20 protein-coding genes and 1 tRNA gene are annotated in these 20,147 nt (G+C 63.9%); 10 read left to right on the top strand and 11 right to left on the bottom strand.

Annotated features, from left to right (window positions below; genetic code table 11):
- Window positions 1-3: 3 nt before the first annotated feature.
- The 3 genes from AC4FIJ_RS11570 to AC4FIJ_RS11560 form a co-directional block, all read right to left on the bottom strand.
- Window positions 4-1,527 carry an MFS transporter gene (locus AC4FIJ_RS11570; RefSeq protein ID WP_490336883.1) on the bottom strand — a complete coding sequence of 508 codons (1,524 nt, stop codon included), beginning with the start codon at window positions 1,525-1,527 and terminating at the stop codon, window positions 4-6.
- Window positions 1,528-1,814: 287 nt separating this feature from the next.
- Complete coding sequence (locus AC4FIJ_RS11565; protein WP_490336882.1) at window positions 1,815-3,083, bottom strand: spinster family MFS transporter; 1,269 nt, start codon at window positions 3,081-3,083, stop codon at window positions 1,815-1,817.
- A 216-nt stretch (window positions 3,084-3,299) separates the two neighbouring features.
- On the bottom strand, window positions 3,300-4,412 hold the full coding sequence (locus AC4FIJ_RS11560) for a glutathione S-transferase family protein (protein ID WP_490336881.1): 1,113 nt from the start codon (window positions 4,410-4,412) through the stop codon (window positions 3,300-3,302).
- A 773-nt stretch (window positions 4,413-5,185) separates the two neighbouring features.
- On the opposite strand from AC4FIJ_RS11560, the gene AC4FIJ_RS11555 reads away from it, so the two are divergent.
- Complete coding sequence (locus AC4FIJ_RS11555) at window positions 5,186-6,247, top strand: acyltransferase family protein (protein ID WP_490336880.1); 1,062 nt, start codon at window positions 5,186-5,188, stop codon at window positions 6,245-6,247.
- Window positions 6,248-6,341: 94 nt separating this feature from the next.
- On the top strand, window positions 6,342-6,563 hold the full coding sequence (locus AC4FIJ_RS11550) for a hypothetical protein (protein WP_490336879.1): 222 nt from the start codon (window positions 6,342-6,344) through the stop codon (window positions 6,561-6,563).
- Window positions 6,564-6,590: 27 nt separating this feature from the next.
- On the opposite strand, the gene AC4FIJ_RS11545 is transcribed toward AC4FIJ_RS11550, so the two are convergent.
- Window positions 6,591-7,046: a DUF1810 domain-containing protein gene (locus AC4FIJ_RS11545; RefSeq protein WP_490336878.1), complete on the bottom strand. Its 456-nt coding sequence runs from the start codon at window positions 7,044-7,046 to the stop codon at window positions 6,591-6,593.
- 58 nt (window positions 7,047-7,104) lie between these two features.
- Window positions 7,105-7,818 carry a methyltransferase domain-containing protein gene (locus AC4FIJ_RS11540; protein ID WP_490336914.1) on the bottom strand — a complete coding sequence of 238 codons (714 nt, stop codon included), beginning with the start codon at window positions 7,816-7,818 and terminating at the stop codon, window positions 7,105-7,107.
- Window positions 7,819-8,006: 188 nt separating this feature from the next.
- Here AC4FIJ_RS11540 and AC4FIJ_RS11535 point away from each other — a divergent pair, with 188 nt between their 5' ends.
- The 5 genes from AC4FIJ_RS11535 to AC4FIJ_RS11515 are packed head-to-tail and all read left to right on the top strand — an operon-like array spanning window position 8,007 to window position 12,063.
- Entirely contained in the window at window positions 8,007-8,450 is a 444-nt protein-coding gene (locus AC4FIJ_RS11535) for a DUF2147 domain-containing protein (protein ID WP_490336877.1), read from the top strand.
- Window positions 8,447-8,677, top strand: a complete 231-nt coding sequence (locus tag AC4FIJ_RS11530) for an acyl carrier protein (RefSeq protein WP_490336876.1) — start codon at window positions 8,447-8,449, stop codon at window positions 8,675-8,677. Before AC4FIJ_RS11535 ends, AC4FIJ_RS11530 begins: the two co-directional genes overlap by 4 nt.
- On the top strand, window positions 8,674-9,879 hold the full coding sequence (locus AC4FIJ_RS11525) for a beta-ketoacyl-[acyl-carrier-protein] synthase family protein (RefSeq protein ID WP_490336875.1): 1,206 nt from the start codon (window positions 8,674-8,676) through the stop codon (window positions 9,877-9,879). Before AC4FIJ_RS11530 ends, AC4FIJ_RS11525 begins: the two co-directional genes overlap by 4 nt.
- On the top strand, window positions 9,876-10,982 hold the full coding sequence (locus tag AC4FIJ_RS11520) for a type III polyketide synthase (protein WP_490336874.1): 1,107 nt from the start codon (window positions 9,876-9,878) through the stop codon (window positions 10,980-10,982). The genes AC4FIJ_RS11525 and AC4FIJ_RS11520 overlap by 4 nt, the downstream gene beginning before the upstream one ends.
- The gene (locus tag AC4FIJ_RS11515) at window positions 10,975-12,063 is read left to right on the top strand and encodes an NAD(P)/FAD-dependent oxidoreductase (protein ID WP_490336873.1); all 1,089 of its coding nucleotides are present in this window, start codon (window positions 10,975-10,977) and stop codon (window positions 12,061-12,063) included. The genes AC4FIJ_RS11520 and AC4FIJ_RS11515 overlap by 8 nt, the downstream gene beginning before the upstream one ends.
- Window positions 12,064-12,137: 74 nt before the next feature.
- Here AC4FIJ_RS11515 and AC4FIJ_RS11510 read toward each other — a convergent pair whose 3' ends face one another.
- Together AC4FIJ_RS11510 and AC4FIJ_RS11505 are read right to left on the bottom strand one after the other, a co-directional pair.
- On the bottom strand, window positions 12,138-12,602 hold the full coding sequence (locus AC4FIJ_RS11510) for a cation efflux transmembrane domain-containing protein (RefSeq protein WP_490336872.1): 465 nt from the start codon (window positions 12,600-12,602) through the stop codon (window positions 12,138-12,140).
- A 226-nt stretch (window positions 12,603-12,828) separates the two neighbouring features.
- Complete coding sequence (locus tag AC4FIJ_RS11505; RefSeq protein ID WP_490336871.1) at window positions 12,829-14,313, bottom strand: aromatic ring-hydroxylating oxygenase subunit alpha; 1,485 nt, start codon at window positions 14,311-14,313, stop codon at window positions 12,829-12,831.
- A gap of 59 nt (window positions 14,314-14,372) precedes the next feature.
- Between AC4FIJ_RS11505 and AC4FIJ_RS11500 the strand changes: the two genes are divergently transcribed.
- Window positions 14,373-15,293, top strand: coding sequence for a M14 family metallopeptidase (locus AC4FIJ_RS11500; RefSeq protein ID WP_490336870.1), 921 nt, complete (start codon window positions 14,373-14,375; stop codon window positions 15,291-15,293).
- A gap of 68 nt (window positions 15,294-15,361) precedes the next feature.
- On the opposite strand, the gene AC4FIJ_RS11495 is transcribed toward AC4FIJ_RS11500, so the two are convergent.
- Complete coding sequence (locus tag AC4FIJ_RS11495; protein ID WP_490336869.1) at window positions 15,362-15,808, bottom strand: DoxX family protein; 447 nt, start codon at window positions 15,806-15,808, stop codon at window positions 15,362-15,364.
- A gap of 178 nt (window positions 15,809-15,986) precedes the next feature.
- On the opposite strand from AC4FIJ_RS11495, the gene AC4FIJ_RS11490 reads away from it, so the two are divergent.
- Complete coding sequence (locus tag AC4FIJ_RS11490) at window positions 15,987-18,464, top strand: CehA/McbA family metallohydrolase (protein ID WP_490336868.1); 2,478 nt, start codon at window positions 15,987-15,989, stop codon at window positions 18,462-18,464.
- Window positions 18,465-18,856: 392 nt separating this feature from the next.
- Here the strand turns inward: AC4FIJ_RS11490 and AC4FIJ_RS11485 are convergent.
- Window positions 18,857-18,933: transfer RNA gene (locus AC4FIJ_RS11485), tRNA-Arg, on the bottom strand.
- Window positions 18,934-18,994: 61 nt separating this feature from the next.
- Here AC4FIJ_RS11485 and AC4FIJ_RS11480 point away from each other — a divergent pair.
- Window positions 18,995-19,783 (top strand): queuosine precursor transporter, encoded by a 789-nt coding sequence (locus AC4FIJ_RS11480; RefSeq protein WP_490336867.1) that lies wholly within the window; start codon window positions 18,995-18,997, stop codon window positions 19,781-19,783.
- Window positions 19,784-19,791: 8 nt separating this feature from the next.
- On the opposite strand, the gene AC4FIJ_RS11475 is transcribed toward AC4FIJ_RS11480, so the two are convergent.
- Both AC4FIJ_RS11475 and AC4FIJ_RS11470 read right to left on the bottom strand, forming a co-directional pair.
- The gene (locus AC4FIJ_RS11475) at window positions 19,792-19,989 is read right to left on the bottom strand and encodes a PspC domain-containing protein (protein ID WP_490336866.1); all 198 of its coding nucleotides are present in this window, start codon (window positions 19,987-19,989) and stop codon (window positions 19,792-19,794) included.
- 8 nt (window positions 19,990-19,997) lie between these two features.
- A complete protein-coding gene (locus tag AC4FIJ_RS11470; RefSeq protein WP_490336865.1) occupies window positions 19,998-20,138 on the bottom strand; it encodes a hypothetical protein in 141 nt (46 codons plus the stop codon).
- Window positions 20,139-20,147 lie beyond the last annotated feature (9 nt).

Here is a 20,147-nt window from a genome sequence, read left to right as displayed (position 1 = left end):
TCCTTACGTGGTGCCGGCATCGCGCACGACGCGTGCCTTTTCGGCGGCCTCGACCGCCTTGATACGCGCGACATTCTCGCGGTGCCGCGCCTCGGTAATCGGGTAGAACAGCAGGAACAGCGTGCCGATCGTCCACAATCCCAGCGAGGCGGGAATGTAATGCGCCAGCAGGCTCTGCTCCATCGCGAAGGTGACGGCATCGGGATCGGCCTTTTCCGGGATGCCCGCCGAAGACACCACCAACCCCGCCGCGAAAATGCCGAAGCCGGTCGAGCACTGCTGCATGAAGCTGGCCGCGGCAAAGAACACGCCCGCCGCATGCTTGCCGCTGCGCACCGCATGATCCTCGACCACGTCGGCCAGCATCGAACTGGTGTTGATCAGCGACACCGCGATCATCGCGCCATAGCATGCGCCGATGGCGAACAGCACCGGCACCAGCAGCGGATGCCCCACCGGCAGGAACAGCCCCAGATAGGTCAGCGCGAGCGGCGATATGCCCAGCGTAATGCCGACGATGGCCATCACCATCGATGTCGTACGCTTGCCCCACCACTTGCTGAACTTGGGCGCCAGCGGCGCGGCAATCGTCGCCGCGACCAGCGAATCGAACGTGAGCAGCGCGATCTGCCCAGCACCCAAATCGAAGACATATGTATAGAAGTAGAGCGTCGAGGCGCTGTAGAGCCCGATCGCGGTGAACTTGAACACGCCAAAGCCGAAGATCGCCAGAAAGCCGCGATTGCCGAAGGCCGACCCCATCTCGCGCAGGTGTCCCATCGCACTGGACTTCGGTTCGCCCACCGGGGCCTGCCGCATATGGGCGATCTGGCTCTTGGTGCCGAAGCCGCAGACCAGGATCGCGACGAAGATCAGCGCGCCGCCGGCGATGGCGAACTTGGCATAGCCTTCGGGATTAAGCTGGCCGCGCGGGAATTCCAGCGTGGCGACGAAGAACACCGCGAGGCTGAAGGCGAGGAAGCCGTAGGAGCCGACATAGCCGAACCAGTAGCGCAGCGAGAACAGCCGGGTGCGCTGTGCATAGTCCGATGTCATCTCGGGGTTCATCGCGCTCGACGGGATTTCGAACATCGAGATCGAGATGCGCGTCAGCGAGGCGAGCGCGAAGATCCAGATGCCGGTCTGCACATCGGTCAATCCCGCAGGCGGAAACCATGTCAGCATGAAGAAGAACGCGGTCGGGATCGCCGATCCGATAATGAACGGATGCCGCCGCCCCCAGCGCGAGCGGGTCGAATCCGACCAGCGCCCGATGACCGGATCGGCCACCGCATCGACCAGCAACGTCAGCGCGATGGCGACCGACACGATGGCGGCGGGAATGCCGATGACCTGGTTGTAGAACAGCAGCAGATAGGCCGAGAACGCGGCATTCTTGACGCCGGTGGCAACCGCGCCAAAACCATAGCTGACCTGCGCGCCCACCGGAATGCGGCGCAGCGCCGCGGATTCGGGCGCATCGACATCGACCGATGCGGGGATGGAGGCAGCGACGGTCCCGCTCATGCGCTGCCCCCGCTGGCGGAATGAAGCGCGCCGTCGCAATACCGCATATTCTGAACATGGGTCGATTCGTCGCGGCAATGCCCGAAAGCAACCGGCGCATAGGCAGCGCTGCGGATCACCCGCTCACGCGCCTGCGACCGCCGCGGCCTTGCGCTGTCATTGAATGCGGGTCCATTGTCGAAATGCCAAGCCATCGGCCTCTCCGCCATTGCGCACCCCTTTTGCGGAGCGTCGCCATCAACATACCCTGTTTTTGAATAGAGGCAACCGGCTTTGTCGTCGGACCTTCAGGCTTCCTCGACCCAATCCTGCCGCAGCCTGCGCGATGCCAGCAGCATCAGCACCGCCGCCACCAGATAGAGGAGCTGCCCGAAGATCATCGACCAGCGCAGCGACTCCGTACCGAATTGCGGAGCGAGCAGGTCGGACATCTGGCCCAGCACATAGATGCCACCGCCCAATCCCAGCAGATTATTGATCAGCAGGAACAGCGCGGACGCGGTCGAGCGCTGCGCCGGGGCGACAAGGTGCTGCACCGCCGTCAGCACCGGGCCCAGCCAGACATAGGCCATCGCCTGCGGGATCAGGAACAGCAGGAACGCCAGCAACAGATTGTCGGTCATGAAGATCGCGGTGACGAAGAACGGCGTCGCGATCGCATAGGCCATCGCGGGCAGCCGTCCGTACCACGCCTTGTTGCGCGCGCCCATGCGGTCGCCCAGCATGCCGCCCGTCAGCGTACCGATGACCCCGCCCACCAGCATCAGCGCGCCCAGGAACCATGACGTCTGCAGCAGGTCGAGGCCGAAGCTGCGGATCATCAGGCTGGGTTTCCAGAACAATATGCCATAGCCCAGCATCGACCCCGAAGCCGACCCTAACGACAGCAGCCAGAACGAAGGCTTGCGCGCAAGCACGCGCGCCACGGTCCCGATCTTTGCCGCATCAGGCACATCCGTCGCGGCGGCGACCGGGCGCGGCAGGTCGCGCACCACGATCTTGAACAGCGGGGCGATCACGATGCCCGCACAGCCGACCACCACGAAAGCCAGCCGCCAGTCGATGGTCGCGGCGATCCAGCCGCCCGCCAGAATGCCGCCCGCCGATCCCAGCGGTATCCCCATCGAATAGATCGCCAGCGCCAGCGAGCGCTTTTGCGGCGGGAAGTAATCGCCGATCAGCGCATAGGACGGCGCGACGCCGCCCGCCTCGCCCACGCCGACGCCCAGCCGGGCAAGGAAGATATGCCAGAACCCCTGCGCCAGCGCGCAGGCGGCGGTGAAGCCGCTCCAGATGACCAGGCTGATGGTGATGACCCAGCTTCGACTCGTGCGGTCGGCCACCGAGGCGAGCGGCACGGCCAGCGTCGAATAGAGCAGCGCAAAGGCGATCCCGCCCAGCAGCCCCATCTGCGCATCCGACAGGCCCAGATCGGCCTGTATCGGCGCGGCCAGAATGGCGAGGATCTGCCGGTCGAGGAAATTGAAGATATAGACCAGCAGCAGCATCGCCAGCACCGCACCCGGCGGACGGGGCAAGTCGCGGCGTTCGATCATAATCCTCTCCCTTGTTCCGGCAATCCGGCCGCTGTTGCGTACCGGTGTTGTCAATAGTTCGCTTTTCTGCGGCTATTGTCCATACCCGATTATCAAAATTTGGTGATTTGCGCCAAACGATACGCGGGCGGCCGCGGTCCGGCGCATTGTACCTGTGCGGATCGAGTGCCGGATGACCGCCCGGATCCGCACTGAAGCGCCCCCCCCAAGTCCGGCCTAGGCGGCCCATACCTCGATATGTCCGCGGCGCTCGACGCGAATCGGCAAATCGCAATCCGTCAGAAAATCGAGGCCGTGCCTGCCGAAGACATCGGCCAGTTCGGGCGCGTCGGCAGCTGCGCCGATCAGCCGTTGCCACAGGAAGAAGGCATAAGGCTGGACCCCGCCGCGATAGGCCGCGCCGCGAAAGCGCGTTTCGACTTCGCCGATGACGCGCTGGTGGGGCTTTGCCGTGACGGGCTCGCCCGGATGCGCCTTGCCGTCCGCCACGAAGGCGCGCAGGAATGCCAGCCTGTCGCGCAGGTCCGGCAGGATCTCGCCGCCGATCTGGCCCAGCAGCGGGTCGAGCGTCGCCAGCAGATCCGGCAGAGGCGCAAAGCCCGAACCGTCATCCGCATATTCGACGAGGTCGAGGTCCGGCGCGTGCATACGCTCCGTCCAGCGAAACACGCGCGGGGCGCGATGCTGCATGATCGCCAGCGGCACCGGATCGCGCCCCAGATGCGCAAAAAGCGGACCGAACAGCGCGTAATCGCCGATCGAGGGCCGGTTGCCGAGAAGATAGGCATGGCGCGCGAAATGCCTGTCCAGCGTATCGAGCAACTCGCGGAAGCTCTCCTCGATGGCCGGGATCGTCTCCGCGTTCACCCCCAGCATCGGCAGATAGGATTGCATGCGTCCCATAGTCGCCTGCGCGCGCGCCTCGTCGCCGCCGGATGCGAAGGCCTGCGTCAGGAATGCCCGCTGCTCGTCCAGATAGCTCCAACGGTAATGCATCGCGTGCCGCGTCAGCCCCACCACAGCATAGAGTTCGAACAGATGGGCGAGCATGCGAAGCGCCGGATCGACCGGATAGGCGGACCACCGCACCTCTGCCATGCGTTCGAAATGATCGATGATGTCGACCGTGTCCTGAATGATGGTCCCGTCCGGCAATTCGACGACGGGTATGATCGCGCGCCCGATGGCCGGCACGATGCGTTCGGCAAAGCGCGCGTCGGTCGGCGGCACCTCGTCATAGGCGATGCCCTGCTTGCGCAGATAGGCGCGTGCCTTGGCGGTGTAGAGGGAATGCGGGAGGCCGTAGAGCCGGATAATGTCTTCATCCATCCGCCCGTTCTGACGCGTCGGCGCGCCAAAGACAATCTCGCCGCATGACAGGCGATTTCAAGAAGAGCAAAAGTCAGCGCTTTCGACTTTAGAGCATCGGACCCATCATCAATTGTCACCGGCCACAAGTGTCACCGTTCATGCCGGTCATTAAGCATAATTGCACAGTGCCAGAGTGCAGCGCGCCAGAAAACAATTTCTTGCGTGTGGGGTTTACAGGGGTGCCATGAAAAGGCTGCGTCGCAATTCGCGCTATTGCTTGCCATGAGCCATGTCATCGGCGATGCGGCGGCTCGCGCAGAGGATCGGCAGCAGACGAACGAACTGCTGCATTCGGCGTTCTTCCGCAATGCCGCGCTCTATTCCGACGCCGCCTGCATCGAATATCGCGGCAGGACCTTCAGCTATGGCGAATGCCGTGTTCGCGCGGAGCTTGTCGCCCGGAATCTCCCGACGTCTGTCGCTGGGCTACGTCGAGGATGGCCGCATCATCCAGCGGACCGGCCAGGCGGACGAAGGCGGCGATGGCGGCCTGTATCTAACCGGCGATCTTGGCCACCGGCTGGAGAGCGGCGATGTAGTAGTGACCGGGCGGCTGGACGATCAGGTCAAGATCTGCGGCTTTCGCGTCGATCCGTCAGAGATCGCCGGCCAGCTTGCCGCCCATCCCGGCGTGGCCGAGGCCTGTGCCCTGCCCATCAGGCACGCGAAATTGTTCTGGCTGGCCTGCTTCATCGCGTGGCGCGGGTCCGGGCCTGCCGTGCGGGCAGGAAGTGCAAGCCTATCTCGCCGACCGGCTGCCATCCTATATGCTCCCCCGGCAGGTCTTCATCCTCGGCACGGCGCTGCACTCGGAACTGACCAATCTTGGCAATGGGGTGACCGCCGCGCTTTTCATGGTTTCGGGCTATCTATTCGGCAAATCCGAATGGGATGCGATGTTCCGGCCGGATCTCGCATCGCGCATGCTGGGCCCGGTCAAGAGCCTGCTGCCGCTGACCGCGCTGTTCTCGGTCGCTTCGGCGATATTGGCGACGCTCCTCCTCGGCCATCCGTTTTCGTGGCCGAGCGCGCTGCTTTTTGCGGATCTGCTGGACTTTCCGCCGGGCAGCACGATCATCCGCAGTTCGGTCATCTACTGGTATCTGCACAGCCTGTTGAAGCTGCTGATGCTGACATTCGTGCTGCAATGGGCGGTCGGGCGGTTTTTCCGCAGCGCCGCGTCGCAATTCGCCTTCGTCTGCGCGGCGGCGGCGGTGTTCTTCGCGGTGCGGCTGGCGATGCCCTATGTCGTGTCGCCCCAGAACCTCGAGTTCACGCCGACCTCGCTTCGCGTGTTCCAGACCAATCCGCTGGCGATGATCCCGCTGTTCTACATCGGCATCGCCCTGTCTGCCGAACCGCGGCGGGGAATGCGGCTTGCCATGCTGGCGGCGATCGCGGGGCTGGCGATGCTGAACGTCCCGATCTTCGGCCTCTATAGTTCTGTCTTCATCGCCGCCAAGGCCTTCATCATCCTGTTCATGCGCGAGGTGCCGGTTCCGCGCGTTCTGGCAAGGCCGGTGTTCCTGATCGCGGCCTCGTCCCTTTACATCTACCTTGTCCATACATGGGTCGACCGCCCCCTGCAGGCCCTGACGCCCGACGCGATACGCGGCAGCATTGTCTTTCCGGTTCTGGTCACCGTGGCGGGAATTTTCTCTGGCATTGCCCTGATGGCCAGTCTGGAGCGCGCCAGGATGCACTGGCGTCAGGATCTGGCTTCGCTGGCGAGGCGTTTGCGGCCTCATCGCGTCCGCGGGGCCGCGGAAGAACCGTCTAAATACAGGCGCTGAAGCTGCTAATTTTATTGCCCCTAATACAGCATTGATTGCATACAGGGCCCCGTATCGAGTCTGGTTTTCCAGAGGGGTCGAAATGATGAGCATGATGTCAAATCGGGCTCTGCTCGCCTGCCTTCTGACGATGCTGGCCGCGGTCATCGCCTCGCCGCTGTCCGCCCAGGACGCCCCGTCCGCTGCGATCCAGTTCACGAATGTCCACGTGTTCGACGGGTCCTCCGACGCCTTGTCGGCCGACCGGCTCACCATGGCGCTGATGGCTGATGGCGGCCTGCTTGTCTCGGAGCGGGCCGAGAACGGCGAACCCTGAACCGGGTCGGGGAAAACGGCAGTGGCGTTAGCCTGCGCCATCCCCCTCAGCGGGCGAAGACTGCTGCGCGAGGATCTCAATCGTTCGTTCGTCGGGCGCGGAAAACCAGCGTTCGATGGCTTCGCGGAAAAGGGCGTTGTCCCCTGCGCGGGCAAATAATGTCAGGGAGGATCTCAGCTTCATGGCATCGACGCCGCCGAAGACCCGTTCAGCAGTCGTGTCGCTCAGCGATTGCAACGCCGCAACGCATTCCTCATAGCGCGGCCCCAGAACGGGATGGCCCAGATAGGCTTGCGCTTCGTCCAGCGAGCCGATCGCAAAGCGGCGCGCCATGTTGCTTTGCCCCAGCCCTGCGATCTGCGGAAATATGAACCACATCCAGTGGCTGCGCTTGGCGCCGTGCCGGATCTCGGCGAGGGCCTGCTCATAAACTCCCCGCTGCGCGTCGACGAAGCGGTTCAGTTCGTAAGGATCATTGGTCATGCAGCCAGCCTGCCAGCCGCAAAGCGGGAAGCCAACCGGAGGTTGCCCCCCGCGCGGCCTACTCCCCGGCGGCGGCGGACCTGTCGCGCTCCACCGTTAGGCGGAAGGGGAACCGCCTGACGATCCGGAATTGCTCAGGCGAAAGGCCCGCCTCGGCCAGGATCAACGTCCATTCGGCGGGGCGGAAAGAGCGGGCGATCGACAGCTGGCCATCCTCGCGGACGATCCGGTGGACGCCCATGGCCCGCGCCAGCAGCGGATAGAACTGATAGGACAGGCGGTGACGATGAAGATCGCCGATCACCCAGCCGCGCAGGGCCGTATCCTCCATATGGCGGATGAATGCCGTCAGCTGCGCATCGGTCATGTGATGGGCAACCTGGCTGCTGACGATATAGTCGAACCGGTCGCCCTGATCGGCATAGTCGCCGGTGCGGAAATCGATGTTCAGCCCGGCGCTCGTCGCCGCGCGGGCGATGGGGGCGCTGCGCGGGTTGAGATCGACGCCGACCAGTCTGGCCTCGATCCCGCGTTTGCGCGCCCAGCGGGCGATGGCGCGCAGCATGTCCCCCTGCCCGAATCCGACATCGAGCAGCGAGAAACCGTCCAGCCTGCCCGCAAAGCGTTTCAGAAACGGCAACACCGAGTGGCCGGTAAAGGTCCAGCGATTGACCCGTGCAAGACCGCGCAGGACCTGCGCATAGGTCGCCGCGTCGAGATCGGCGGCATCCATCTGCTCTTCCTGTCGGGACCGGACGGCAAGGCTTTTCATGTCGGCATCCCGTTTGCGCAGTCCCTCCAGCGTGCCATGCAGCGTGGTCGCCACGATGCACGAGTTCCATGGCGGAACAAAGCGATGCGGCAGCGGGTTCCAATTCATGACCGGCTGCGGGATAGTGCACTGCATATGCTTGCCCGAGGATTCCCCACCGGCGGAGTAACTGATGCGATGATTATCCCTTGACCATCCGGATCACGGCGTTCGCGCTTACCCTCGCCCTGCTGGCAGCCGGCGGGCCCGCCACGGCCCAGCAGAAATCCCCCTCCGTCCTTGGCCAATGGCTGACCGACGACCGGTCGGGCATTATCGAGATTGCGCCCTGCGGCTCGCAGCTGTGCGGGACGCTGGTCAAGGTGCTGGATCCCGCCGCGCCCGACAAGGACGTCAACAACCCCGACCCCGCCCTGCGCAATCAGAAGCTGGTGGGCGTCAGGATATTGTCGGGCCTGCAGCGAAAGGACGGGCGCTGGGACGATGGCGAGGCCTATGATCCCAAAGCGGGCCGAAGCTATCGCGCGCGGATCGCTCTGGCTTCACCCGACCGCCTCGACGTGACAGGATGCGTGCTGTTCGTGTGCAGGATCAAGCATTGGACACGCGTAGGCAAGGACCGGAACCGATGAACGACGAAGAGATCCTGGCGCTGATCGCGCAGGAAACCGGTCTGCCCCGCCAAGACCTCGACATGGACGCGCCGCTGGCCACGCTGGACATCTCGTCGATCGACATGGTCAGCCTGCTGTTCGAGGTGGAGGACCGCTATGGCGTAAAGATCGAGCCCGATCAGATCGCGCCCGAGATGACGCTGGGCCAGCTGGTCCGGCGCATCCGCGACAAGACGGAAGCGTGAACCGCCATGTCGTGATCACCGGCATGGGCTGCGTCAGCGGCCTTGGCATTGGCGTCGATGAAGCGTGGGAACGGCTTGCCGCGAGACAGGGCGCGATCGCGCCGATCGCGCGCGGCGGCATGGAGGGATGCGCCGCGGCGATCCCGGACGCAGCGGATCTCGCCCCGCCTGCGCATGATGACATCAGGCGGCTGGGCAAGCTCGATCCCTTGTCGCTTTACGCGCTCCTCGCTGCCGAAGAAGCGATTGGGCAGTCGGGGATCTCCGGCCATCCCGCGCTCGATCACCGGACGGCGGTGATCGTGGGATGCGGCAGCGGCGGCAATGCCAGCTTTGAAACCGCCTATGAACGGCTGTTCGGCAAGGGGCAGACCAAGGTTCATCCCCAGACGATCCCGAGTTCGATGATCGCGGCTCCGTCGGCGCATATCGCGATGCTTCGCGGCATCCATGGCCCCGTCTTCACCATATCCAGCGCCTGCGCCTCATCGGCCCATGCGCTGGGCGAGGCGATGCACATGATCCGCGCTGGCCGCGTCGATGTCGCCATTGCCGGCGGCGCGGAGGCGTGCCTGACGCGCGGATCGTGGACGGGATGGCAATCGCTGGGCGTATTGGCGCCCGATACATGCCGCCCCTTCTCGCAAGGGCGGCAGGGCATGGTGCTGGGCGAAGGCGCGGCGATGCTGGTGCTGGAAAGCGAGGACCATGCAAAGGCGCGCGGCGCGGCGGTGCTGGGCAGGCTGGCGGGATATGGCGCCAGCAGCGATGCCGGACAGATGACCGCGCCCGATGCCCACGGAATGGCCGCCGCCTTGCGTATCGCGCATGAGGATGCTGGGATCGCGGAGGGCGCTACGCTGCTGATCTCCGCGCATGGAACCGGCACGCCGCTCAACGACCCGACCGAGGCGGCGGCGCTGCGCAAGATTTATGGCGCGGGGTTGGACCGGCACCGCGTGATCGCGACCAAATCGGCGCATGGCCACATGATCGGTGCAGGGGGTGCGGTGGAATTCGTCCTCGGCATGCGGGCGCTGGCCGAGGGGTTCGCGCCGGCGACGCTCAACCATCTGGGTGCCGATCCCGATTGCGACATACCGCTTGAGCTCGAGGGGCAGGCCTTTGACGCCGATGCGCTGGTGTCGAACAGCTTTGCCTTCGGCGGGCTCAACGCCGTATTGGTCGGGACGCGGGCGTGACGGCGACCGCCCATATCAACCGCATCGGCACCGCGAACCCGCCCCACGCGGTGCATGCCGCATTCGTCGATTTCGTCACCAACACCATCGAGGACAAGCGCGAACGCCGCCTGTTCGAACGCATGGTCGAGCGTTCGGGCATCGGTCAGCGCTTTTCCTATCTGCAGCCCGTCACCCTGCCCGACGGTACGATCACCGACACCGAGGGGTTCTACGGCACCGGCGAGTGGCCGAGCACGGCGCTGCGCATGGCGCGCTACAAGACTTATGCGCCCGAACTGGCCGTGTCGGCCATCCATGCGCTCGATCCCGGAATCGCGGAGGCGGGCATCACCCATCTGGTCGTCGCATCCTGCACCGGCTTCATGGCCCCCGGACTCGACCAGTCTATCGTGCAGAGGATGGGCCTCGACCCCGGTGTCGAGCGCACGGTCGTCGGCTTCATGGGCTGCTATGCCGCCGTGAACAGCCTGAGGCTGGCGCATCATATCGTGCGCTCCACGCCCTCCGCGCGCGTGCTGGTGGTGACGGTGGAGCTGTGCTCGCTGCATTTCCAGCGCAGCGACAATCTGCAAAAGCTGCTTTCGATGCTGCTGTTCGGCGACGGGGCGGCGTCGGCGCTGGTCACCGCGGACGCAGGGGGCATCGCGCTGACCGATTTTCGCGCGGCGACCATCGGGGCGACCGCCGATGCCATCACCTGGGATATCGGCGATCAGGGCTTCGACATGCATCTTGGCGGGGAGGTCCCTGCCCGCATTGCCGAGGCGTTGCGGCGCGAGGCTGCCAGCAGCGCATCCGATGGCCTTCTGCGCGGGCTGAAGCCCGGCGACTTCGATTTATGGGCCGTCCATGCGGGCGGACGCAGCATCCTCGGCGCGGTCGAGAACGGGCTCGGCCTTGACGGCGATGCGCTGGACGGTTCGCGCTCGGTCCTGAACGATTTCGGCAATATGTCTTCGGCCACGCTGATGTTCGTACTGGCGCGGCTGCTGCGCGAGCGAGGCCAGAGCGATGCGCCACAGAACGGTCTGGCCATGGCCTTCGGACCCGGCCTTGCCGCCGAAAGCTTCCGGTTCACCCTGACGGGGCGCGATGACTGACGCGCTGGTGCTGGGCGGCGGTCTTGCCGGAAGCGGCGCGGCCATCCTGCTGGCAAGGGCAGGCCGGTCGGTGTCGCTGATCGAACGCGAAACCGGTCCGCACCACAATGTCTGCGGCGAATTCCTGTCGATCGAGGCGCGCGATCATCTGGAGGCGCTGGGGATGGATCCTGTCGCGCTTGGCGGATCGCCCATCGACAGGGTCGAACTGGCGTCGGGGCCGAGGCTGGTGGAAGCGCCGCTGCCGTTCACCGCGCTCGGCCTCAGCCGCTTTCGCCTCGACGAGGCGTTGCTGGAACGGGCAGCCGGTGCCGGGGTCGATATCCGGCGCGGCATAAGGGTGAACGCCATCGAGGGCGAGCGCATCCGCACCAGCGCGGGCGATGTCGAGGGCGATACGGTCCTGCTCGCCACCGGCAAGCACCGCATTCGCGGCGAGCGGGACGAGGCGGATGGCGGCGAGGATCCGTTCGTCGGCTTCAAGATGCATTTCAGGCTTTCGCCTCAGGCACGAAGCGCGCTCGCCGGGACGATCAGGCTGATCCTGTTCGACGGCGGCTATGCAGGGCTTCAGCCGGTGGAGGATGACCGCGCGAACCTGTGCCTGGTCATCCGCAAGGTGCGGCTGGGCGAACTGGGAGGGAGCTGGGATGCGGTGCTTTCCATGCTTTGCGCCCTGCCTTATTGCGGCGAATGGCTGCGCGATGCCGAGCCGCTGATGGCGCGGCCTGCGGCGATCTCCAACCTCCCCTATGGCAGGATGGCGCGCCCGGCGGCGGACGAGCGCATGTTTCTGCTGGGCGACAGGGCGGGCATGACGGCCTCGCTTACCGGGGACGGCATGGCGCTGGCGCTGCGCAGCGCCTTCGTCGCGTCCCGGTGCGTGCTGCAAGGCGGCGATGTTCGCGATTATACCGCATCTTATCTGCAGGAAGTGCAGGGCCAGATCAGACGCGCGATGATGCTTCAGCATTGGCAGGAATACCGGCTGCTGCGGCTTGGCGGTGTAGCTCTGCTGTCCGCTTGTCCCGCCATCGTGACCCGGCTGGCACGGGCAACACGGCTGCGCCGCTGGGCGTGAAGCGGATGTCGCCGATTGAACGGACGATTGCGCCGCCCATCGCTGCCTGACGATCCGATTTCGGTTCGCGGCCCTTACCCCGGATCGGCAGGCGTCAGCCGGTCGGCAGTAAACGCGTCTTCCCGTCTTTCCGGGCGAATATAGATCGAGGACAGATGCGGCACGGCCACGCGAAGCTCGTCCTCAAGCTCTTCGATCAACCGTTCTCCGCGGCCCATCGTAAGCCCGTCGTCGAGATCCGCGCTGATGGCGGCGAAGATCTGCTGCGGCGCGGTGTGGATCGTGCGGACATGATTGACGCAAGTGATCCATTCCTTGGCTTCGATCACCTCGCGAATTCGGTCGATGATTTCCAGGTCCGCGCTTTCGCCGATCAACAGCCCTTTCGCCTCGCGCAGCGAATCCACGACCGAGTGAAAACCCTCCGACAGCATCGAGGATGAGCCGGTGATCGAGGCCGCGATGAATTTCGCGATCGCATTACCGAGATTGGCCGCCAGTGCCCCGAACAGGACGATATTGCGCCTGAGATAGGACATGCCGCGCACTTTAGCGCCCCGCCCTGGACTGACCGGCGTTATTCCGGCGCGGCGCGGCAAGCGATATAGGGCTCCCGATCGCGGCGAGTGTCATGAAATTCAAGTGCTCTACCCCGTGCAATCCATCGTTTGCAATCGCCGCATCATAGGCGGCAGGCGCGGAGCAAGGTTATAGCCATCATTCATGGCCATGACAGTCGAGCATTCTGCCATGTGGCTCCTGAGTCTAACCCGACATTGCGCCCGCGAGATAACGCTCCAGTTCCGCATGGAAATGACCGATGCGCTGCTCTTGTTCGGACAGGATCGCCCCTTCGTAGCTGGCGCTTTCCATGCCTTTTTGCACATCGGCAAAAAGCGATGCATCCTGATCGAACAACTCGCCCAATCCGCCCTTGCGCCAGTCGACATGTTCGATCTCGACCGGTTCGCGACCTGAAAGGTCTGTGTCATCGGGCAGACCCATATAGGCAGGCGGCAGGATATCCGTATCATGCTGAGGGTGCATCAACACGATCACGTCGAAGATGAACTTGCGCGGATCTGTGGCATGCGGCCGAAAATAGAGCATGCTGATGCCTTCCGGGTGCATACCCATCTGGATATTGGGAAAAATGTCGTAATTCCAGTCGTCTGTCAGCTGGTTGTCGCTGAACATCGAATAATCCACGCCGAGCCGTTCCGCCCTTTTGCGCTTCGCCTTCTGAATGGCTGGACGCACGTCCTCCATTCTGCCTTCGAACATGTCGGGATCCAGTCCGACCTCTTCCATGGCGGCGCGCAGCGCGGGGTTCAGTCCCTCTTCGTTCATGCGGGGACTCTGGTGTGCGAACCGGGTCGTCATGCGGCTCATGCCGTTGGGATAAAGGTCGATCTGCGCGTGATAGTCGTCGAACACCGGCAGGATCTGCGGATGAATGGCGTGAACGTGGTAGGCCTCGTTGAAGCCGTCGACACCGACCTTCCAGTTGGCTTCCCAAACGGCCTGCACCCGGCGCATGATCCGCATGTCGCGGACCCGATACGGTTTGGCATGGTCGCAAAGCGGCCCGATCTGATCCAGCAGGGGGGCGGCCTCCTCATCCATATTGATGAAAACGAACCCTTCCCATGTTTCGCATCGAGCCTGCCGCAGGTCACGGTTGCGGCATAACGCATCCTCGCGGAACGTCTCCCGGTCGGTGACATGGGTATTCTCACCCGACAGCGAGAAGCGCCAGTTGTGAAACCGGCAGGCAAACCCCTGCGGCCGGGCGCCGTCCTCGTCGGTGACGATACGGTTACCCCGATGCGGACAGACATTGTAGAAGGCGCGAATGGCTCCATCGTCGCCGCGCGTTACGATAAAGCTTTCGCGGCCGAGATCGAATTTCACATAGTCCCCGGCGAGGGGGATGTCCTCTTCGCGGCAGGCCCAGTTCCACACGCGTGACCAGAGATGGCGACGCTCTGCCTCCATCCATTCCATGGAATAATATCGTTCGGGACTGATCGGGCCAAAGCCGTTGTCGACATAGGGCGCTTTCGCGCCATGATCGGCGGGCGCAGCATCGGGATCGATAATGCAGGATTTCCGGTACGCTGCGACGTCGGTTGCGGGCATTTTCGCTCTCCATCGTTTCTGTTTTGCGGGCAGGGACATAACATAAAAACAATCATGTCTGTTGTTTTTTTGATTTTGCCCTCCTCTTCGCGCGTGCTCTGGCCGCAACCGCCGCGTTCCGGCTATGACCTGCGTGTCCCGAGCTTCTTCACCTGCAAGGCACCGTGATGACCAGCACCGCATTCTATCCGATCGGCACCCCCGGAACGCCGTGGACGGCGAAGGAGCGCGAGGAGTGGCGCGCAAGCCAGCCTCGCCGCCGCAGCTATGCCGAGGATGTCGTGCCGAGGATCGAGGCCTTGGCATCGCGCTTCCAGATCTCGGTTTACGGCACACTCGACTATGGCGAGGATATTTATTCGCTCTATGCGCTGCGAAATGGCGCGCCTGATCCTGCATTGCCTACCGCGCTGGTGACGGGCGGCGTTCATGGCTACGAGACCAGCGGCGTCATGGGGGCGCTCGAATTCCTCGAAACGCGCGCGGCCGACTATGCCGGCAAGGTCAATCTGCTGGTCGTGGTCTGCGTTAGCCCATGGGGGTATGAGCGGATCAATCGCTGGAACCGGAACGCGCTCGACCCCAACCGGAACTTCCGCAAGGGCACCAATGTCGCCGAATGCGCGCATCTCATGGCGCTGGTCGCTGCGCAGCCGGAGCCGTTTCTCATGCACATCGACCTGCACGAAACCACCGACAGCGACGAAACCGAATTCCGTCCGGCGCTTTCGGCACGTGACGGCACGGATTACGAGCCCGATACCATCCCCGACGGCTTTTACCTCGTCGACGATGGCGAGAATCCGCAGCCAGCTTTCCAGCAGGCGATCGTCGCCGCGGTAGAGAAGATCACGCATATCGCGCCTGCCGACGCGCAAGGACGCATCATCGGTTCGCCCGTGGTCGCGCGCGGCGTGATCGAGTATCCCGCTGCGAAGGCCGGGATGTGCACCAGCGTGACGACGGCGCGGTTCAAGACCACTACCGAGGTTTATCCCGACAGCCCGCGCGCCACGCCCGAGCAGTGCAACGCCGCGCAGGTCGAAGCGGTCTGCGCCGGACTGGACTACGTCTTGGCACACGGCTGAAAAAATTTCCGAGAACTTCAGTCACTTCGAGTAGGCAGCCGCCTACCGAAAAGCATGAGGATGCCAATTCAACGCGTCGAACGCAGCGGCCATCGGATCAAGCCGGCCGCCCAAAGCGGCCACCAGATCAGGACGGGTTGAAGCATGAGCCGGGGAATGTGGTAGGCGAGCATATAGTCACGATCCGGCTTTGCCAGGTCGATAGCCATATGCTGGAAGTTCGCCGGCCAGACGCAGGCGGCGTAAAGGGCGAGCCCGCAAGCTGCAGCTTTGCGCAGACTCGCAAACCGCCGCTGCGCGATCCCGATTGCGCCCAAAATTTCCGCCAAACCGGTCAACATGACCATCAGCGCAGGTGCAGGCACCCAAGGTGGAACGATTGCGACGAACGGCGCTGGTAGCACGAGGTGCATGACACCGGCAGCCAAGTATAAACACGCAATGACATAGCAGGAAATGGATCGGGCTTTCATGCCGAGCCTTTTGCGCTTCTGCGGCAGATTTGTCAGGAGCATCTATGATCGCGATCGGTCAGGCTGCGCGTCCCTTCCGCTCGCAGCCGCTGTCATGCTCCCATATCGGCGGGCCGGGCGATCACGTCGGCTCCTGCGAACACCATCTGATTGCGCACCAGCGTTCTGACCAAGGCGGTCGGAAGTAGCTATCCGTGCGTTGCGCGGATATGCTGGCTTGATGAAATCCATCTCGTCGTTGCTCGCTCTTGCTCTCGCCATCGTCTCCGTCTCTGCGTCTGCGCAATGGGAACGTCACTATCCCAAGGTGGAAGGGTACGGACACCAGCTTTATCTCGAGCAGGAGCATCTCCCGATTCTGTCTTCTGGCCCGGTTTATCCGGCGCCCTCGCCCGACGGGTCGGCGATTGCCTTCGCGCATCAGGGTTGGCTCTGGTTGCTCGATATGGACAGCGGCGTCGCGCGGCGGCTGACAGATGCCGCGGGTATCGACTCCCGCCCGCGCTGGTCGCCCGACAGCCAGCGCATCGCTTTCGTCCGGGACAAGGGATCGGACACGGCCATCGTCGTCGTCGCGCGCGAGGGCAGGCAACTGCTGACGATCGATACGCCGGCGATCGATCTCGATCCCGAATTCACGCGCGATGGCGAGGCGCTGCTCTATACCTCGGCGCGCGGCGGAAATCTGGATCTATGGCGACGCGATCTGACGACCGGCACCGACGAGCAACTGACGAAGGGGTCGCGGGTCGCGCGGGCGGCTCGGACACTGGCGGACGGCAGGCTGGTTTATCAGGAGGCAGCGGGCGCTGGACAGGGAGTCGTGATCCGCGATCTGAAACCCGCGCCGAACGCGGCCAAAGACACCACCGACGGCGACATCCTGTTCGAGCAGGGCTGGATGGCGCATCTAAGCCCTGATGTGCACCCGGCGGAGCGGGCCATCGTCTATGGCGTGGGCGAAGGCAATATGGTCCGGCTGGCGGTCATGGACGTCGACCGTCCGGCCTATCCGCGCTGGCTGACCGGGCCCGACGAAAAGGCACTGTTTCCCGCATGGTCGGCCGACGGTTCGGACATCTATTTCGTCGAGGCCGATGCGCGGCAGCAATTCCATCTGATGCGGATCGACGCGGCCGGGGGCACGCCCGAAGAAGTTCGCGTGACCAGATGGGATTACGGCACCGGCATGGGCGATCTGACGATCGCCGTGCACGGCGCTGACGGAGACGGCGGCGAAACGAGCATAACTGCGCCGATCGCCGCGAGGGTGTCGATCACGCGAGCCGACGGGCACCCTGTTACGAACCCAGCCGGATCGACTTTCGTCGATAATCAGAACGGTCCGGTCTATTTCTACATCGACGGCACTACGACATTGAACCTCCCGGCAGGCGAATACGGCATCGTCGCGACACATGGCCCATTTTCGCTGCCGGAGACGAAAACCGTGCGCGTTGTCGCGGGGCAAGAGACTGATGCCGAACTCAACGTGCAGCGGATCTGGAATGCGCATGCGGCCGGCTATGTGTCTGCCGATTATCACACCCATCTCAACGGTAGCGGTGTGAATGAGCTGGCTTTGCCCGATCTGCTCCTTCCGATGCGTGGCGAGGACCTGAACTATGGCGCGCCGATGGCCTGGAACCAGTACAACAGGTTCATCGACGCGGACCGTATCGGCCAGAAGGCCTCGGCGCCCGACGGCACGACCGCCTGGCTGTCGCAGGAGGTCCGCTCCGACTATCACGGCCATATCGGGATGATCGGGGCCACCACTGCGTTCCAGCCCTGGTTCTTTGGCCCAAACGTCCCGATCTATGGCAACCGCGACCTTCACAATGGCCTGGTGAACCCGTTCGCCAAGGCGCAGGGAGCGCTCGCGACCTATGTTCATCCGATCGGCGGGGATGCGGATCCGTTCGCGGACCTGGCGGCGAACCCGCTACCGCACGAGTTGGTCATCGACGGGGTCTTGTCGGACGGCATCGGGATCGAGCTTGTCTGTCAGTGGACCAGCCCTCTTGGGACTGCGCAGGCCTGGTATCGCTTCCTCAATATCGGACGGGCCATGCCCGTGACATCGGGCACGGACATGATGGCGAACTTTTACCGCCTCCCCGCCATCGGCACCGCGCGGTCCTATCTTCCAGCGGCCGGTGCAGCCGACGGATATTCCGCCGCGCTCGATCAGGTCCGTAATGGCAAGGGTTTCGTCACCACCGGCCCCGCGATCCTGTTCGCGGTCGACGGACAGGCACCGGGCGATGTCGTCGGCAGCGGCATGCGGGAATGGTCGCTCGACCTTATCAGCGTCGGACCTGTCGACCGGGTCGAAATTCTGGTCAATGGCGCGGTCGTCCAGACGCTGCAGGGGTTCGAAGGCAAGGGCCGGCAAACCTATCGCGGGTCCTTGGACCTGCCGGAGGGCGGATGGATCGCGGCGCGTGCTGTCGGCGGCGACACCGCATGGCCGATCATGTCCTTCACGCATTTCGCGCACACCCAGCCGGTCTGGATCGACCATGTCGGCAGTACGCATCCGCAAGCCGCCCGCGCCGCTGCGCAAGACCTTCTGGCGGCGCTGGAATTCTCGGAAGCGAACTTCCGAAAGAGCTACGGCGCCGACATCCCGCCTGGCCTTGTTACGCGAATGGGCGAAGCGCGTTCGAAACTGACAGCGATAACGCGTCAGTGAAGCGCTGTCCTCGCACTAGCTTGGCCGGTGATGAGCGACCGGAGATGGACCGCTTGATGATTGGCAGGTCTCAAAGGCGTCGACCAGATCGTCAGTTCCGAACGCAGAGTCCGGTATCGCCAAGAACTGACGCTCAGCCGCCATCTGTTCGAAACGCATAGCGAAAGCAAATGGGCTGTTCACTGTCCGCCCGATTCGGTGGCTGCCGACGCCGCAAGCCGCCATTCCCATCACAACCGCACTATTGTCATCAGCGTATCGGCTTCGACCACAGCGACGGCGAATTATCGTACCGCCCCTTGTTCGAACACCGCTAGCCGGAGCAGAAGACCGGCCTGCCCGAGCAGCCAGTGGAACGGCGCCCCCACATCGTGCCTAATGCTGAACGGAAATGGCGCGCCCTGCAGGAGTCGAACCTGCGGCCTCAAGATTAGAAGTCTCGTGCTCTATCCAGCTGAGCTAAGGGCGCGCGCAGGCCTCCGCATAGCGGCGGTTTGACGCGGCTGCAATTGCCGCTATCGAATGATTCCATGGAGCCTACGCCGCCGCGCCGCCAAGACGCCGAACCTGCCCCCGCCACGGTCAGCGGCCGTTCGCCGACCACTTTTCGCTATTACGATTTCGTCATGGCGGGGTTCGTCACCGTGCTGCTGCTGTCGAACGTGATCGGTGCGGGCAAGGTCGCGGTGGTCGATCTGCCGGGGATCGGCCTGTGGCCGTTCGGCGCGGGGCTGCTGTTCTTTCCGGTGTCCTATGTGATCGGCGACGTGCTGACCGAGGTTTACGGCTATGGCGCGGCGCGGCGCTGTATCTGGGCCGGATTCGGCGCGCTGCTGTTCATGGCGTTCATGAGTTTCGTGGTCGTCGCCATGCCGCCCGCACCCCAATGGGGCAATCAGGCCGCCTATGAAGCGGTGTTCGGACAGGTGCCGCGCATCGTCTTTGCCTCGATCACCGCGTTCTGGGCGGGCGAGTTCGTCAATGCCTTCGTGATGGCGAAGATGAAGATCTGGACCAGGGGGCGCATGCTGTGGACGCGCACCATCGGGTCGACGGTGGTGGGACAGGGCGTGGACAGCGCGCTGTTCTATCCGCTGGCGTTCTGGGGCGCGGCGGGCTGGACCAACGATCTGGTCCTTTGGGTCGCGGTGACCCAGTGGGTGCTCAAGACGTCGTGGGAAATATTGCTGACGCCGGTGACCTATGCGGTGGTCGGATGGCTCAAGCGGCGGGAGGGTGTCGATGTGTTCGATACGGACACGGATTTCTCACCCTTCGCGCATATCAGGAAAAACAATGCGGCCGAGGGACGCGACTAGCGCGCCCCTCAATCCGCGATCAGCCCGATGGCCAGATAGATCAGGATCAGCGAGCCGAAGCCCAGCAGGGTGCCGACGACCCATGCGATCCGGATGATCGTGACATCGAACCCGAAATAGTCGGCCATCCCCGCGCTGACACCCATCAGCTTGCCGCGGCGCTTGTTCAGGTGAAACTTGCGCGGGGTATTGTCATTGCCTTTCATCAGATCACTCATGCCACCATCTCCGCGGAGACTTCGGCGGGGGTGTCATTGTGGTCGGGCGCAACGGTCACGCCGAAGGCACCGGCCGACAGGACGAGGGCGAGGACGAAGGCAACGGCCTGACCTGCGAGGTTGGAATTGGCGAACATCGTGATTTC

This window comes from Croceicoccus sp. (genome assembly GCF_983967925.1).
The sequence above is the reverse complement of the archived record's forward strand: the minus strand, read 5'-3'. Positions and strand labels throughout refer to the sequence as shown.

What these genes read in the sequence shown, in the direction of transcription:
- AC4FIJ_RS11570 (WP_490336883.1), bottom strand. Translation starts at nt 1,527, where the DNA reads ATGAGCGGGACCGTCGCTGCCTCCATCCCCGCATCGGTCGATGTCGAT.
- AC4FIJ_RS11565 (WP_490336882.1), bottom strand. Translation starts at nt 3,083, where the DNA reads ATGATCGAACGCCGCGACTTGCCCCGTCCGCCGGGTGCGGTGCTGGCG.
- AC4FIJ_RS11560 (WP_490336881.1), bottom strand. Translation starts at nt 4,412, where the DNA reads ATGGATGAAGACATTATCCGGCTCTACGGCCTCCCGCATTCCCTCTAC.
- AC4FIJ_RS11550 (WP_490336879.1), top strand. Translation starts at nt 6,342, where the DNA reads ATGTCAAATCGGGCTCTGCTCGCCTGCCTTCTGACGATGCTGGCCGCG.
- AC4FIJ_RS11545 (WP_490336878.1), bottom strand. Translation starts at nt 7,046, where the DNA reads ATGACCAATGATCCTTACGAACTGAACCGCTTCGTCGACGCGCAGCGG.
- AC4FIJ_RS11540 (WP_490336914.1), bottom strand. Translation starts at nt 7,818, where the DNA reads ATGAAAAGCCTTGCCGTCCGGTCCCGACAGGAAGAGCAGATGGATGCC.
- AC4FIJ_RS11530 (WP_490336876.1), top strand. Translation starts at nt 8,447, where the DNA reads ATGAACGACGAAGAGATCCTGGCGCTGATCGCGCAGGAAACCGGTCTG.
- AC4FIJ_RS11515 (WP_490336873.1), top strand. Translation starts at nt 10,975, where the DNA reads ATGACTGACGCGCTGGTGCTGGGCGGCGGTCTTGCCGGAAGCGGCGCG.
- AC4FIJ_RS11510 (WP_490336872.1), bottom strand. Translation starts at nt 12,602, where the DNA reads ATGTCCTATCTCAGGCGCAATATCGTCCTGTTCGGGGCACTGGCGGCC.
- AC4FIJ_RS11500 (WP_490336870.1), top strand. Translation starts at nt 14,373, where the DNA reads ATGACCAGCACCGCATTCTATCCGATCGGCACCCCCGGAACGCCGTGG.
- AC4FIJ_RS11495 (WP_490336869.1), bottom strand. Translation starts at nt 15,808, where the DNA reads ATGCTCCTGACAAATCTGCCGCAGAAGCGCAAAAGGCTCGGCATGAAA.
- AC4FIJ_RS11490 (WP_490336868.1), top strand. Translation starts at nt 15,987, where the DNA reads ATGAAATCCATCTCGTCGTTGCTCGCTCTTGCTCTCGCCATCGTCTCC.
- AC4FIJ_RS11480 (WP_490336867.1), top strand. Translation starts at nt 18,995, where the DNA reads ATGGAGCCTACGCCGCCGCGCCGCCAAGACGCCGAACCTGCCCCCGCC.
- AC4FIJ_RS11475 (WP_490336866.1), bottom strand. Translation starts at nt 19,989, where the DNA reads ATGAAAGGCAATGACAATACCCCGCGCAAGTTTCACCTGAACAAGCGC.
- AC4FIJ_RS11470 (WP_490336865.1), bottom strand. Translation starts at nt 20,138, where the DNA reads ATGTTCGCCAATTCCAACCTCGCAGGTCAGGCCGTTGCCTTCGTCCTC.